The organism is Aquibium sp. A9E412 (assembly GCF_030398335.1).
GTDB lineage: Bacteria > Pseudomonadota > Alphaproteobacteria > Rhizobiales > Rhizobiaceae > A9E412.
Genome location: NZ_JAOAOP010000028.1, coordinates 26,687 through 41,807 on the forward strand (window position 1 = coordinate 26,687; position 15,121 = coordinate 41,807).

12 protein-coding genes are annotated in these 15,121 nt (G+C 71.2%); 3 read left to right on the forward strand and 9 right to left on the reverse strand.

What is annotated here, in order from left to right; all coding sequences use genetic code 11:
• Positions 1-90 precede the first annotated feature (90 nt).
• From N1F89_RS11850 to N1F89_RS11865, 4 genes are all read right to left on the reverse strand, one after another.
• Positions 91-324: a hypothetical protein gene (locus tag N1F89_RS11850; RefSeq protein WP_290084300.1), complete on the reverse strand. Its 234-nt coding sequence runs from the start codon at positions 322-324 to the stop codon at positions 91-93.
• A gap of 82 nt (positions 325-406) precedes the next feature.
• Positions 407-2,494 (reverse strand): hydantoinase/oxoprolinase family protein, encoded by a 2,088-nt coding sequence (locus N1F89_RS11855; protein ID WP_290084301.1) that lies wholly within the window; start codon positions 2,492-2,494, stop codon positions 407-409.
• A 38-nt stretch (positions 2,495-2,532) separates the two neighbouring features.
• A complete protein-coding gene (gene ggt, locus N1F89_RS11860) occupies positions 2,533-4,236 on the reverse strand; it encodes a gamma-glutamyltransferase (protein ID WP_290084302.1) in 1,704 nt (567 codons plus the stop codon).
• A 63-nt stretch (positions 4,237-4,299) separates the two neighbouring features.
• Positions 4,300-6,078 (reverse strand): hydantoinase B/oxoprolinase family protein, encoded by a 1,779-nt coding sequence (locus N1F89_RS11865; protein ID WP_290084303.1) that lies wholly within the window; start codon positions 6,076-6,078, stop codon positions 4,300-4,302.
• A gap of 214 nt (positions 6,079-6,292) precedes the next feature.
• Here N1F89_RS11865 and N1F89_RS11870 point away from each other — a divergent pair, with 214 nt between their 5' ends.
• Positions 6,293-7,474 (forward strand): acyl-CoA dehydrogenase family protein, encoded by a 1,182-nt coding sequence (locus N1F89_RS11870; protein WP_290084304.1) that lies wholly within the window; start codon positions 6,293-6,295, stop codon positions 7,472-7,474.
• A gap of 53 nt (positions 7,475-7,527) precedes the next feature.
• Positions 7,528-8,046: a MaoC family dehydratase gene (locus tag N1F89_RS11875; protein ID WP_290084305.1), complete on the forward strand. Its 519-nt coding sequence runs from the start codon at positions 7,528-7,530 to the stop codon at positions 8,044-8,046.
• Positions 8,047-8,065: 19 nt separating this feature from the next.
• Here N1F89_RS11875 and N1F89_RS11880 read toward each other — a convergent pair whose 3' ends face one another.
• From N1F89_RS11880 to N1F89_RS11900, 5 genes are all read right to left on the reverse strand, one after another.
• Entirely contained in the window at positions 8,066-9,070 is a 1,005-nt protein-coding gene (locus tag N1F89_RS11880) for an oligopeptide/dipeptide ABC transporter ATP-binding protein (RefSeq protein ID WP_290084306.1), read from the reverse strand.
• Positions 9,067-10,080 (reverse strand): ABC transporter ATP-binding protein, encoded by a 1,014-nt coding sequence (locus N1F89_RS11885; RefSeq protein WP_290084307.1) that lies wholly within the window; start codon positions 10,078-10,080, stop codon positions 9,067-9,069. Before N1F89_RS11885 ends, N1F89_RS11880 begins: the two co-directional genes overlap by 4 nt.
• Positions 10,081-10,186: 106 nt before the next feature.
• A complete protein-coding gene (locus N1F89_RS11890) occupies positions 10,187-11,614 on the reverse strand; it encodes an MmgE/PrpD family protein (RefSeq protein ID WP_290084308.1) in 1,428 nt (475 codons plus the stop codon).
• 34 nt (positions 11,615-11,648) lie between these two features.
• A complete protein-coding gene (locus N1F89_RS11895) occupies positions 11,649-12,878 on the reverse strand; it encodes a CoA transferase (protein ID WP_290084309.1) in 1,230 nt (409 codons plus the stop codon).
• Between the two features lie 55 nt (positions 12,879-12,933).
• Positions 12,934-13,683: a GntR family transcriptional regulator gene (locus N1F89_RS11900; protein ID WP_290084310.1), complete on the reverse strand. Its 750-nt coding sequence runs from the start codon at positions 13,681-13,683 to the stop codon at positions 12,934-12,936.
• Between the two features lie 343 nt (positions 13,684-14,026).
• On the opposite strand from N1F89_RS11900, the gene N1F89_RS11905 reads away from it, so the two are divergent.
• On the forward strand, positions 14,027-15,121 hold a 1,095-nt coding region (locus N1F89_RS11905), incomplete at its 3' end, for an ABC transporter substrate-binding protein (protein WP_290084311.1).

Here is a 15,121-nt window from a genome sequence, read left to right on the forward strand (position 1 = left end):
GGACTTTGGCGCAAATGCGACGGCTTGCAAACGCGGCGCGGCGTCCCGCCCGTCGTCACCCGGCCGAACCGGGCCTCGCGACGCCGCCGGTCAGCGCGAGACCGGCACGGCGTCGGGCGCGACGGACGGGTCGGCGGTGATCGTCAGGCTCTGGGCGTCGAGCGAGGCCCAGCCATAAAGGGCAATGGCGGCCGCCACCACGACGGCGATCAGGATGACGGCATGAAGCAGCCCGTCCGGCGCGCCTTCGCCGGACATGCCGCCGTTCCGCGCCTGGGTGGCGCGGCGGTGTCGGCCGGGATCGTCCCTTCTGTCGTCGGCCACGGGGTCCTCCTTGGTCGGTCCAAGTCGAAACACCAAACGCGGCCGGCGGAGGCCCGTTCCGTCGCGGGGCGGTGGCGCCGCCTCAGCCGGTCTCGATCAGCAGCGAGCCGGAGGGATGCACGGTGGCGCGGTCGCCCTCGGCGAGCAGCGTCGTGGTGTCGAGCTGCTGCAGGATCGCCGGCCCCTCGACCACCTCGCCGACGGCGAGGCGGGCGCGGTCGTAGACGGGCGAGGAGCGCATGCCGTCGCCGACGAAGATGTCCTGGTGGGCGATGACGGCGTCGGCGGCCGGGCCGCCGCCGGTCAGCGCCGCGCGCGCGGGAACCGGCAGCCGGCCGGTCGCGGTGACGCGCAGGGTGACGATCTCGACCGGGGTGTCCTCCTGGGCGAAGGAATAGAGCTGCTCGTGCAGCCGGTGGAAGGAATCGACCAGGCGCGTCAGCGCCGCCTCGTTGACCGCGCGCTCGCTCCACGCGACGTTGAGCTCGAAGCCCTGATGGCGGTAGCGCATCGCCGCCTCCCACTCGATGGCGCGGCCGGATTCGGGCACACCCTCGGCGGCCAGCCAGCGCTCGGCCTCCGCCTCCAGCTCGGCGAACCCGGTGCGCACGGTCTTGTGGTCGAAATCGTCGGTGCCCTGCAGGCAGGTGCGGGCGAACTCGTTGCGCAGCGAGGAGACCGACAGGCCGATGGCCGACAGGACGCCGGCCGACGGCGGCACGATGACGGTGCGGATGCCGAGCAGGCGGGCGAGATCGCTGCCGTGGATCGGCCCGGCGCCGCCGAAGGGCAGCAGCGCGAAGTCGCGCGGATCGAGGCCGCGCTCGACCGAGACGACGCGGATGGCGCCCAGCATGTTGTTGTTGACCACCTCGAGGATGCCCCTGGCGGCGGCATGCACGGAGATGCCGAGCGGCCGGGCGACCTTGTCCTCGATGGCGCGGCGCGCGCCGGCCAGGTCGATCTCCATCTCGCCGGCGAGCAGCCGCTCGGGCAGGTGGCCGAGCACGAAATGCGCGTCGGTGACGGTCGGCTCGGTGCCGCCGCGGCCGTAGGAGACGGGGCCCGGCCGGGCGCCGGCGCTCTCCGGGCCGACCGACAGGGTGCCGGCCGAGTTGACGCGGGCGATCGAACCGCCGCCGGCGCCGATGGTGTGGATGTCGACCATCGGCAGCGTCATCGGCCAGTCGCCGATCTGGCTCTTGGTGGTGACGCCGGGGCGGCCGTCCTTGATCAGGCAGATGTCGGCCGAGGTGCCGCCGATGTCGACCGTGATGACGTCCTTGAGGCCGGCGGCGTCGGCCTCGTGCACGGCGCCGACGATGCCGGCCGCCGGGCCGGACAGCGCCGTCTGGATCGGCTCGCGCTTGATGGTCGCCGCGCCGGTCACGCCGCCGCTCGACTTCATCAGCAGCAGCGGCGCATCGATGCCGGCCTTGGTCAGCTCGGCGTTGAGTTTGGCGACATAGGTGGCGACCAGCGGCATGACGTAGACGTTGAGGATCGTCGCCATGCTGCGCTCGAACTCGCGGAAGACCGGCAGCACCTCCGAGGAGATCGACACCATGGCGTCGGGGTGCACCTCCTCGACGATCTCGCGGGCGCGGCGCTCGTGCGCGCCGTCGGCGAAGCTGTGCAGGAAGCAGATCGCCACCGCCTCGATGCCGCGCGCCTTGATCGTCTCGGCGGCCTGGCGCACCGCCGCCTCGTCGAGCGGCTCGAGCTCGCTGCCGTCGACGGCCAGACGCTCGGGGATCTCGTGCACGTTGTGCGCGGAGACCGGGCGCTTCGGCTTGACCCAGGAGTAGATGTTGGCCTTGCGCGGGATGTCGTGCCGGCCGATCTCCAGCACGTGGCGGAAGCCCCTGGTCGTCAGCAGGGCGGCCGGCGCGCCGCGCATCTCGAGGATCGCGTTGGTCGCCACCGTGGTGCCGTGCGCGACCTGGGCGATCTCCTGCGGCCGGCGGCCGGCGGCCGCCAGCACCTTGCGGATGCCGTCCATGAAGCCGCGCTCGAAATCGGGCGGCGTCGTGGCCGTCTTGGCCTTCCAGCTCTCGCCGCTTTCGCGGTCGACCAGCGTGACGTCGGTGAAGGTGCCACCGACGTCGATGGCCACGGTCAGCGTGCGGCGCGCGTCGGTCCCGGCTGCGGGATGTTCGGTGTCGGTCACGGCGGTTCGGGTCCTCCCGCTTGGTTGATCTCGCCGCCTCAGGCGGGCACGCCGACGGCGGTCGCCGGGCGCAGCGCGTCGACGCCGCTGCGCACGGTGCCGTCGGCGTCGACGGTGGCGCCGACGGGGCGGGCGAAGTTGGAGCTCAGGAACGTCTCGTCGATGCGCTGCAGCGTGTGGCCGCCGGCCTCGAGCGCGGCGAGGCTTTCCTCCGGCAGGCGCGAATCGACCAGCACGGTGTCCTTCTCGCAGTGCACGCGCGGCGCCTCGATGGCCTGCTGCAGGCTCATGCCGTGGTCGACCACGTTGACGAAGGACTGCAGGATCGAGGTCATCACCTTGCGCGCGCCGGGCGCGCCGTTGGTCATGAACGGGCGGCCGTCCTTGTGCACCAGGATGGCGCTGACCGCCGACAGCGGCATCTTGCCGGGCGCGACGGAGTTGATGTGGCCGGGCACCGGGTCGAACCAGATCATCGCGTCATTGAGCACCATGCCGGTGCCGCGGGCGACGACGAAGGAGCCCCACAGGTCGCCGATCGTGTTGGTCAGCGAGACCATCATGCCGTCCTTGTCGACGGTGCCGAGATGCGTGGTGCAGCTGCGGTCCGGCGGCACGCGGCCGTCGGCGGCGAAGCCGCCCGGGTCGCCGGGGCCGACGGAGGCCGGCGCGCGGCCGGGCGTGATCAGCTTTGCGCGCTCGGCGGCATAGGCCTTGGAGCCGAGCACGGCGGCGGGAATGTCGCCCTGCGCGGGATCGGCGAGATAGGCGAAGCGGTCCTGGAAGGCGAGCGCCTGGGCCTGCGCCATCAGGCTGAGGCCCTCGGGCGTGTCGCGGCCGATGCCGGCGACGTCGAAGGTCTCCAGCATGTTGAGCGTCTCGATCACCGTGTCGGCGCCGCACGGCGCGGGCAGGGTGGAGATGACGTGGCCGCGGTACTCGGCCTTGCGCGTCTCCTCGTGCACCACCGGGCGGTAGCCGGCCAGGTCCTCGGCGGTGATCAGGCCGCCGCCGCGCTGCATCTCCTCGACGATCAGCCGCGCCGTCTCGCCGCGGTAGAACTCCTCGGCGCCGCCGGCGGCGATGCGCTTCAGGGTGGCGGCGAGGTCGGGCTGGCGGAACGGCGGAACCGGCAGGTACATGCGCACCGGTGCGGCCGGCGGCAGGCCGTCGGGCAGGAAGATCGCGGCCGCCTCGGGGAACTCGGCCAGCCGCCGCGCGGTGCCGGCGGTGATGGCGGAGATGTAGCCCTCCACCGCGTGGCCTTCCTCGGCATAGGCGATCGCCGGCTCGAGCACGGTGGCGAGCGGCAGCCGGCCCCAGCGCTCGTGCGCGGCGCACAGGCCGGCGATGGTGCCGGGAATGCCGACCGAGCGGTGGCCGACGAAATTGGCGTCGTCGACGATCGCCGGCCACTGATACATGCCGACGCCGGCGCGCGCGCGGTCGAGCTCGAACATGTCGGGCCGGGCGGCCGCCGGCACGCGCGGCAGGAAGTCGATGGCGGTGTCGCGGCCGGTCTCGGGATCGTGCACGATCATCACGCCGCCGCCGGCGATGCCGCTCATCATCGGCTCGACGACGGTCACCGCCACGGCAGCGGCGACCGCCGCGTCGATGGCGTTGCCGCCGGCCGCCAGCATGCGCGCGCCGGCGTCGCTGGCCAGCGGGTGCTGGGTGGAGACGACGCCGCCGCGCAGGGCGACCTCCGACTTGGAGACGATGAACTGACTGCGCTTCATGGCTTCACCGGACAAGCGTTGCAACAAGGGGTGTGAGGTGGGCAACCGCCGCAGGGCGGCCGATCAGGCCATCTCGTCGAGATAGGCGCCGTTGTGGAACAGCTTGCCCTCGACGCGGCGGTCGCGGCGCGTCGCCTCGGTGGCGGCCGCGTCGATCTCGAGCGAGGCGGGATCGAGCACCACGCCATAATCGGCCTTCGCGCCGTCGAGGCTGACCATGCCGTTGGCGACGTCCTGCGCGACCAGCTCGGGCTCGCGGTCGAACGGATTGCCCCAACCGCCGCCGCCGCCCGTGGCGATGCGCAGGACGTCGCCAGCCTTCAACACGATGCCGTCCTTGATCGACGGCAGCCGGCGCTCGTCGGGCCGGCCGGGATTGACGATCACCTCGCCGGCGCGCGCGCACTGGCCGCCGGCCGTGCCCCATGGCGGGTTCTTGGTGCCTTCGATGCGCACCGAGCAGCGCGTGTTGTCGACCAGCGTCTCGACCTCGCGCACGATGCCGCAGCCGCCGCGCCAGCGGCCGGGGCCGCCGGAATCGCAGTTGAGGCCGTAGGCGCGGATGCGGATGGGAAAGCCCATCTCGACGAACTCGACGGGATAGTTCTCCTGGCCGACGAAGTAGATGGCGTCGACGCCGTCGGCCGTCGGCCGGGCGCCGTAGCCGACGGCCAGGCCGTCGGTCAGCAGGAACGGCGCGTCGTCGTCGGCCATGCCCGACATGTAGTAGATCGAATAGGCGTTGTTGGCGGCCAGCGCCTGGCCGCCGGTGGCGGCGTTGATCAGGCCGAGCATGGCCTGCTGCACCTTGACGAAGGTGGTGCCGCGCAGGCCGAGCGGGGCGGGGAAGCGCGGCTGCAGCACGCTGCCCTTGCGCAGCTTGACCTCCTCGAGCGTCTCGATATGGCCCTGGTTGATCAGCAGGCTGGGGTCGTTGCGCGCGGCGTAGAGGCCGAGCGTCATCGCCGGCACCGAGGGGCTCATCAGGAAGTTGATCGGCCCCGGCGCCTGGTCGGCGCTGCGCGTGGCGTCGATCGCCATCCTGCCGTTCTGGCCGACGGTCAGGTCGAAGCGGATGTCGAACGGCCCGTTGCCGTGGCCGTCGGTGTCGACGCGGTCGGCGAAGGTGTAGGTGCCGGCCGGCAGCAGGTCGGTCAGGCGCTGGCCGACCACGGAGGCCGTCTGGCGCTCGGATTCGGCGAAGGCGTCGAGCATCACCCGGTCGCCGTAGCGCTCGAACAGCTCGCCGAGGCGCTTGGCGCCGAGCCGAACGGCGGCGACCAGCGCGCGCAGGTCGCCGCGTACCATGTCGGGATAGCGCGAGTTGGCGACGAAGATCGCCACCGCGTCGTCGTTCTGGCGGCCGGCCGCATAGAGCCGCACCGGCGGCACGATGGTGCCTTCCTGGAAGATGCTGTCGGCGTCGGGCGACAGCGTGCCGGGGCGCAGGCCGCCGATGTCGTTGAAGTGGGCCCAGGTCTGCGAGAAGCCGCGCACCTTGCCGTCGACGACGAGCGGCGCGACGATCACCTGGTCGGGGGTGTGCGAGACGCCGCCGGCCGAGCCGTAGCAGTCGTTGTACCAGTAGACGTCGCCGGCATCCATCTCCTCGAGCGGGAAGCGGTCGAGCACCGGCTGGATGACGTTGCCCATCAGCGGCAGGCCGGCGCTGTGCACCAGGCGGCCGCCGGCATCGAAGAAGCCGATGAAGTAGTCCTTCTTCTCGCGGATGAAGGGCGACATGGCCGTGCGATCGAGCAGGGCGGACATCTCCGCCTGGGCGGAGCGAATGGCGCCCTTGATGATCTCCAGAAGGATCGGATCGTCGCCGCGCTCTGCCATCTCCACCCTCGCAACCGGCAAAAAACTGCGGCGGACTATAGGAGCGGGCCCGGCGGATTGTCCAGACAAAAGTTCGGACTCGGCACATTGAGCCGGATCGCTGCGGGCGGCCGCCGCTTCGGTGCCGCCCTTCCGCCTTGCCAAGCGCCATGCGGCACGGCATAATTTGGAACAATAGACTTTCGTTGGTACAAATGAACACCGGATAGGAGACATGGCTTTGGACACCGCCCGGCCCCGACGCGTCATCGATGCGGATGACGAAGCCCGCCTGTTCGAGTCGATCGACCGCTGGCTCGAGCGCGACGTGCGCCCGGTCGTCAAGGAGCACGACCACGCCGACCGCTACCCGCACGAGATCGTCGAGCAGATGAAGGCGCTCGGCCTGTTCGGCGCCACGATCTCGGCCGACTATGGCGGCCTCGGCCTGCCGGCGACGACCTACGCCAAGATCGTCATGCGCATCTCCAGCGTGTGGATGGCGATCACCGGCATCTTCAACTCGCACCTGATCATGGCCAACGCCATCGAGCGCTTCGGCACCGAGGCGCAGAAGGCGGAATGGCTGCCGCGGCTGGCCAGCGGCGAGGTGCGCGGCGGCCTGGCGCTGACCGAGCCCGACGCGGGCACCGACCTGCAGGCGCTGCGCACCCAGGCGCGCCGCGACGGCAACGGCTACGTGGTCAACGGCACCAAGACGTGGATCTCCAACGGCATCGAGGGCTCGTGCTTCGCGCTGCTGGTCAAGACCGACCCGCAGGCCGAGCCGCGCTACAAGGGCATGAGCATGTTCATCGCGCCCAAGGGCGACGGCTTCACCGTCGGGCGCAAGCTGGAGAAGCTCGGCTACAAGTCGATCGATTCGGGCGAGCTGGTGTTCGAGAACTACCGGCTGCCGCCGGAGAACCTGATCGGCGGCGAGGAGGGGCACGGCTTCCACCACGCCACCGGCGGGCTCGAGCTCGGCCGCATCAACGTGGCGGCGCGCGGCGTCGGGCTGGCCGACGGCGCGCTGGCGCTGGCGACCGAGTACGCCCAGGTGCGCAAGACCTTCGGCAAGCCGATCTGGCAGCACCAGGCGATCCAGCTCAAGCTCGGCGAGATGGCGACGCGGGCGCGCGCGGCGCGGCTGCTGACGCTCGACGCGGCCGAGGCCTTCGACCGCGGCGAGCGCTGCGACATGGAGGCCGGCATGGCCAAGTACTTCGCCTCGGAGGCGGCGCTGGAAAACAGCACCGAGGCGCTGCGCATCCATGGCGGCTACGGCTACTCCAAGGAGTACGACATCGAGCGCTTCTACCGCGACGCGCCGCTGATGTGCATCGGCGAGGGCACCAACGAGATGCAGCGCATCATCATCGCGCGCCAGTGGGTCAAGCGCCACGCGATCGATTGAGGCGGGCAGGCCCGCCGCTCCACCCCGAAAACAGCAGCACGGAAGGGACCAGCATGGTCAGGGAAGTGATCGAAGTCGGCGCGCAGCGCTACCGCGAGACCTATGGCCGCTATTTCGACGATTTCGAGATCGGCGACGTCTACGAGCACCGGCCGGGACGCACCATCACCGAGACCGACAACATCCAGTTCACGCTCCTGACGATGAACACCCACCCGCTGCATTTCGACAATGCCTATGCCGCGCACAGCGAGTTCGGCCGGCCGCTGGTCGCCAGCACGCTGACCCTGGCCATGGTGGTGGGCATGAGCGTGACCGACGTCAGCCAGAAGGCGATCGCCAATCTCGGCTGGACCGACATCAAGCTGACGGCGCCGGTGTTCACCGGCGACACGATCTACGCGGAATCGCGCGTGCTCGACAAGCGCCGGTCGAAGTCGCGCCCCAACCAGGGCATCGTCACGGTGGAGACCATCGGGCTCAAGGCCGACGGCACGCGCTTCATGTCGTTCCAGCGCTCGGTGCTGGTGCCGTTCCGCGGCCACGGCATCGACGAGAAGGCCGGCTACTGAGCCGGCCGGGCGGCGCCGGTCAGGCCGGCGCGGCCGCGCCGGGCGCCACCTTGATGCAGGCGACGCGATGGCCGGGCTCGACCTCGACCAGCGGCGGCACGGCGGCGCGGCATTCCGCGCTCGCCAGCGGACAGCGGGTCGAGAACACGCAGCCCGGCGGCGGCGTCACGGCGCTCGGGATCTCGCCCTCGATGCCGGCGCTCTCGCGGCTCGCCTCGGCGACCGGGTCGGGCAGCGGCGCGGCCTCCATCAGCGCGCGCGTGTAGGGATGGCGCGGCGCGGCGTAGAGCTGGCTGCTCGAGGCGATCTCCATCACCCGGCCGAGATAGAGCACCGCCACGCGATGGGCGATGTGGCGCACCACCGCGAGGTCGTGCGCGATGAACAGGTAGGACAGACCGAGCTCGGCCTGCAGGTCCTCGAGCAGGTTAACCACCTGCGCCTGGATCGACACGTCGAGCGCCGACACCGGCTCGTCGGCGACCACCAGGCGCGGGTTGAGCGCGATCGCCCGGGCGATGCCGATGCGCTGGCGCTGGCCGCCGGAGAATTCGTTGGGATAGCGGTCGCGGGCGGAGGCCGGCAGGCCGACCATGTCGAGCAACTCGGCGACGCGCCGGGCGCGCTGGCTGCGGTCGAAGCCGCCCTGCACCACCATCGGCTCCTCGATGATGGCGCCCGCCTTCATGCGCGGGTCGAGCGAGGAGTAGGGGTCCTGGAAGATCATCTGGGCGCGCGAGCGGTAGGGCCGCAGCGCTCGCTCCGAAAGGCTGCCGATCTCCGTGCCCTCGAGCCTGATCTCGCCCGAGGTCGGGTCCTCGAGCCGGGTGACGACGCGGCTGATCGTGCTCTTGCCGGAGCCGGATTCGCCGACCAGGCCGAAGGTCTCGCCGCGGGCGATGTCGAACGACACGTCCTCCACCGCATGCACCACGCGCCGGTCGCTGGAGAACAGGCCGCCACCCAGCGGATAGCGCTTGACCAGGTTGCGGACGGACAGAAGCGGGGTCTCGGCGGCGGTCACGACTGGCCCTCCAGAACGGCGGCGGTCGCCTCGGGCATGGTCACCCAGCAGGCGGCGGAGTGGGCGCCGCCGCCCGGCGCCAGCGGCGGCTGATCGGCGGCGCAGCGGTCGATCGCCAGCGGACAGCGCGGATGGAAGGCGCAGCCGGAGGGCAGCCTGGCCGGGTCGGGCGGACTGCCCTCGATCGGCGTCAGCCGTTCGGCCTCGGCGGCGTCCATGCGCGGCACGGAGGCGAGCAGGCCGCGCGTGTAGGGGTGGCGCGGGTCGGCATAGAGCTCGCGCGCCGTGCCCTTCTCGACCAGGCGGCCGGCATACATCACGTTGACGCGGTCGGCGATGCGCGCGACGACGCCGAGATCGTGCGTGATCATCATCACGGACGTGCCGTTCTCGCTGGCCAGCCGCTTGAGCACCGACAGGATCTGCGCCTGGATCGTCACGTCGAGCGCGGTCGTCGGCTCGTCGGCGATGATCAGCGCCGGATCGCAGGCGAGCGCGATGGCGATCATGATGCGCTGGCGCATGCCGCCGGAGAACTGGTGCGGATACTGGCGCAGGCGGCCGACCGGTTCGGCGATGCCGACCGACTGCAGCAACTCGGCGGCGCGCTTGTCGGCCTGGCTCTGGGTCAGGCGCAGGTGATGCACCATGCCCTCGGTGAGCTGCGTGCCGATCGTCAGCGTCGGGTTGAGCGAGGTCATCGGCTCCTGGAAGATCATGCCGATGCGGTTGCCGCGCAGGTGTTCCATGTCGGCATCAGACAGCGCCAGCAGGTCCTGGCCCTCGAACATGACGCGGCCGCCGACGATGCGGCCCGGCGGGTTGGGCACTAGGCGCAGGATCGACAGCGCGGTGACGCTCTTGCCCGAGCCGCTCTCGCCGACGATGGCGACCGTCTCGCCGCGGCGGATGTCGAAGCTCACGCGGTCGACCGCACGCAGCACGCCGCGCCGGGTGTGGTAGTGGGTGCTGAGCTGGTCGACCGAGAGAAGGGGCGTCACATCGAGCATCCGGGTCTTCTGCCGCTGGTGTCTGGATAGCGCGGATCGACGCCCGGCGCGAGCCCGGGCGTCGGATGAGCGGCGCGGGGGATCGGCGGCGCGCTCGCCGCGCGCCTCACGCGCCGGCTCCGCCGGCCGCCGCCATGCGCTGCGCGCCGTCGGCCGCCGCCGGCACCGACAGCGCGAACAGCCGGTCGACGCCGGCCAGCGTCTCGACGGCGAGCAGCGCGTCGGCGAGCGCGGCCGCGCCCGCCGCGCCGAGCAGCGGCTCGGTCAGGCCGGTGAACTTGCGCCGCTGCGCCTCGGCGTCGGGGAAGCGCTCGGGCTCGCCGCTCGGCACCTCGACGACCGTCTCCACGCGGCCCGCCGCCGTGGTGATCGCCACCGTCGCCGACATCTGGCGCGGATAGAAGGCCTCGGCGCGCGGATCGGCCGCGACGGTGACCCGGTCGCACAGCGCGTCGACCTCGGGCTTGCCGAGATAGCGGGCATAGTCGTCCCAGGCGAGGCCGTCGGCGAGCAGGCCCATCGACGCGACGAAGGGCATCGAGAACTGGCCGTCGACGACGCTGCGCGGACGCCGCTTGGCGTCGGCCGGCACGCCGGTCAGCTCGACGCCGGTCTGCGGCAGGCCGATCTCGATCGCCTCGACGTCGCCGGCGGCGATGCCGTGCTCGGCGCGCAGCGCCAGGATGCCGTCGAGCGCGGCATGGGTGTAGCGGCAGGCGGGGTAGGGCTTGACCGCGGTCTCCATGATCGAGAAGCGGCTGCCGAGATCGGCGACCGCCTCGTCCGGCTCGGCGCCGTCGGTGTAGCCCTTGAAGAAGCCGAAGCGGCCCTCGAGCGGCGCGGCCGCGGCGTGGAACCCGTTGCGGGCGGCGAGCGCGACGGAAAGCCCGTCGGCGGCCGCCGCGCCGACCTGCCAGCGCTTGTTCCAGGCGCCGTTCTCGAGGAACTGCAGCGAGCCGGCGGCGCGGCTGGCGGCCAGGCCGAAGGCGGCGGCCATGCGCTCGGGCGACAGGCCGAGCGCGCGGCCGGCCGCGGCCGCCGCGCCGAAGACGCCGCAGGTGGCGGTCGGGTGGAAGCCGCGCGCATAGTGCCTCGACGGGCCGAGCGCGACGCTCAGCCGGCAGACCACGTCGTAGCCCGCCACAATCGCGGCGATCAGCGTGCGGCCGTCGGCGCCGGCGATCTCGGCGGCGGCGAGCGCGGCGGGAATGACGGTCGCGCCGGGATGGATCGAGCCGGCGGCGTGGGTGTCGTCGAAGTCGAGCGAATGGGCGAGGGCGCCGTTGAAGAGCGCCGCGCCATAGGGCGAGAAGCCGGCCTCCTCGGCGACCACCGAGGCACTGCCCGCGTCGAGGCCGAGGTCGGCCAGCGTTGCGCGGAAGCAGGCGGTGGTGTCGGCGTCGAGCTGCGCGCGGGCCATGATGCCCCACAGGTCGAGCAGCATCTCGGCGGCGCGCTGGCGCACCGGCGCCGGCAAGGCGGCGGCGTCGAGCCCGGCGGCGTGGGCGGCGAGCCGTTCGGTGATGGCGGTCATGTCGCAGTCCTCCCTGGTGGCGTGGCGCAGACGCCTATTCCGCGGCATCCTCGCCGAGCTGGGGCGCCTGGCCGACGATGCCGGCGGCAAGCAGATTGGCGATCTCGGCCTCGCTCAGGCCGCTGGCGCGCAGCACCGCGGCGGTGTCGCGGCCGAGCCGCGGGCCGGCGCGCTCGACGGCGTCGCCCTCGTAGCGGATCGGCCCGCGCAGCATCGACAGCGCGCCGCCGTCGTCGGTGACGAAATCGGCGATGCCGCCGCGCTCGGCGACGAACGGGTTCTCCAGCGCCTGGCGCACGTCGAGCACCGGCGAGACCGGCACCTGGCCGCCGAGCCGCTCCATCCAATCGGCAGTATCGCGCTGCGACAGCACGGCGTCGAGCTCTGCCGTCAGCGCGTCGCGGTTTTCCAGCCGGTCGGCGGCGCTGGCGAAGCGCGGATCGGTGGCCAGATCCGCGCGCTCGATCAGGCGGCAGAAGATCGGCCAGAAGCGCTCCTTGTTGCACATGACGAACAGCCAGGCGTCCCTGGTCCGGTAGAGCTGGCTCGGCACCAGCGAGGGATGGCCGGAGCGGCTGACGCGACCCTGCAGGTGGCCGCGGTCGAGGAACCAGGTGGCCAGGTAGTTGAGGTTGTGCAGCGCGGTGTCGAACAGCGAGACGTCGATGTCGCGGCCCTTGCCGGTCTGGCGCGCGCCAATGATGGCGCTCGCCAGCGCCAGCGCGGCGACGGTGCCCGTCATCATGTCGACGATCGACAGGCCGAAGCGCGAGGGCGGCGTGTCGGGCTCGCCGGTCAGGCTGAGATAGCCGCTCTCGGCCTGCATCAGATAGTCGTAGCCGGGCCACGCCTTGCGCGCGCCCTCGCGGCCATAGGCCGACAGATGGGCGCACACGATGCGCTCGTTGTGCGGCGCCAGGTCGGCATAGGTCAGGCCGAGCGTGCCCGGCAGGTCGCCGCGCAGATTGTCGAACACCGCGTCGGCGCCGGCCACCAGGCGGTGAAACACCGCCTTGCCCTCGGGCGCCTTGAGGTCGAGCGCGACGCTCTCCTTGTTGCGGTTGAAGCTGTGGAAGAACAGGCTGTCGCCGTCGTCGCCGAAATAGGGCCCGACGACGCGGCCGACGTCGCCGCCCTTCGGATTCTCGATCTTGACGATGCGCGCCCCCAGATCGGCCAGCAGCATGGTGCCGAACGGGCCGGCGCCGTACTGTTCGACGGCGAGCACGGTGACGCCGTGCAGCGGAGCGGGGCTGGAGGTCATGGCAGCATCCATAACGTGAACTTTCGATCTTTGTATGGACAAAGTTCGGAAGCTGTCAAGGATGTTCGGCGCCGTGCGTGTTGCGCAGGATGGTCATGCGGTAGGTGAAGTTGGCCGCCGGATAGATGTTGACGGCGATCTCCACCGTGCGGTCGGAGAAGTCGTTATAGGCGCGGATCACCTTGAGGCCGGCCGAGCCCTCGCGCACGCCGAGCTCGCGCGCGGCGTCGCCCGACAGCACCACGCCGTCGATCGTCTGGGTGATCGACTGGATCAGCAGGTTGTGCTGCTGCTCGATCATCCGGTAGACGGCCATCGGCGAGGTGCCGATGCGCGGCGCCACGTCGGCGACGTCGGGGTGCAGGAAGATGTCGTTGGAGCACAGCGGCGTGTCCTTGCCCTCCAGGTAGCGGATGCCCTCCAGGTGCACCCATTCCTGCGGGTGGTGCTGCGGCTGGACGCCGTCGATGGCCGGCAGCGCCAGGGCGGCGCGCACGCGCCGGACATGCAGCCGCGTGGTCGCGGCGTATTGCAGCAGATCGCCGATCGACGAGATCGAGTTGATGAAGGCGGGCTTCGGGTCGGTCTTGACGACGACCGTGCCGGCGCCGCGCTGGCGGGTGATGAGGCCGAGACGCTCGAGCTCCTGCACCGCGTGGCGCGCGGTGTTGCGGCTGACGCCGAAGGTCTGCGAGATCGCATGCTCGGTGGGGATGCGCGCGCCCACCGGATAGCGGCCGCCACGGATGTCGGCCAACAGGCTGTTGGCGATCTCCCTGTAGCGGTGGCCGGAATTGTTGCTCACCGGAGTCCTCCTTCGGCACAACCAAACGTTGCCCGCCGCCAATCGCGGGTCAAGACGATAATTTGCTTGCCAATAGACAATTTGTCTGTACAAACTTTGATGTCCGCGCGGCAAGGGGACCGGGGCGGCGGCGCGCCAGGCGCTGCGGCCCGGCGCAAGGCGCGGACGCATGAGGAGGAGAACCATGCCGATGCTGTCAGTGCTGTCCAGAACCATGGCCCGGGCCAGTCGCCCGCCGCTCGACCGCGAACGCGCGCGGTTCGGCCGCAGACGTCGAACGTGAGCGCGGTCCGCCGGCGCGACGCCGGCGCGCGACCGACCCGATTGGAACTGGAGTCATGACATGAACCGAACGTTTTCCCTGGCGCGCCTGACGCTGGCTGCGGCCGTCGCATGCGGTCTGGCCGCCGCCCCCGCCCTCGCCCAGTCGGACGAGGCCGGCAAGCTCGGCAGCATCACCATCGCCATCGAGCTCGACCTCGACACGCTCGACCCGACGCAGAACATCAACACCCACCAGCGCTCCGTCTACGGCCACATCTTCGACCCGCTGCTGACGCGCGACAAGGACGGCAACGTCGAGCCGGCGCTGGCGACGCGCTGGGAGCGCGTCGACGAGACGCGCTGGCGCTTCTGGCTGCGCGACGACGTCACCTTCACCAATGGCGAGAAATTCGACGCGCAGTCGGTCAAGTTCACCGTCGAGCTGATGCAGGGCGCCTCCTCGCAGGCGCGCAGCTACTACAACGAGTTCACCGCCGTGGAGATCGTCGACGACTACACCGTCGACCTGGTCACCAAGGGACCCTACTCGGCGACGCTGGCGCTGATCGCCGACTACCTCAACGCGGTGCCGCCGAAATACTACCAGGAGGTCGGCGCCGAAGGCTTCGCCGCCAATCCGGTCGGCACCGGCCCCTACATGCTCGACACCTGGACGCGCGGCGACCGCATCACGCTGAAGCCCAATCCCGACTGGGCGCTCGGCACGCAGAAGGCCGACGAGGTGGTGTTCTGGGTGGTGCCGGAGCCGTCCTCGCGCATCTCCGCGCTGCTCAACGGCGAGGCCGACGTCATCGGTCAGGTGCCGGCCATCCAGGCGGCGCAGATCGAGGATTCGCCCGATGTGCGCATCGAGGGTGCCGGCGTGGCGCTGTGGCCGATCTGGGGCGGTCTGATCGTCGACCGGCCGGAGCTGCAGGACGTGCGGGTGCGCCATGCCATCAACTATGCGGTCAACAAGCAGGCCATCGTCGACCGGCTGCTGCGCGGCTACGGCCGGGTGATGGGCCAGCCCTGCCCGCCGGACACCTCGTGCTGGAACCCCGACATCGAGCCCTACGCCTACGATCCGGAGAAGGCCAAGGCGCTGCTCGAGGAGGCGGGCGCGACCGGCATGTCGCTCGAGATCAACTTCCCGACCGGCGTCGTGCCGCAG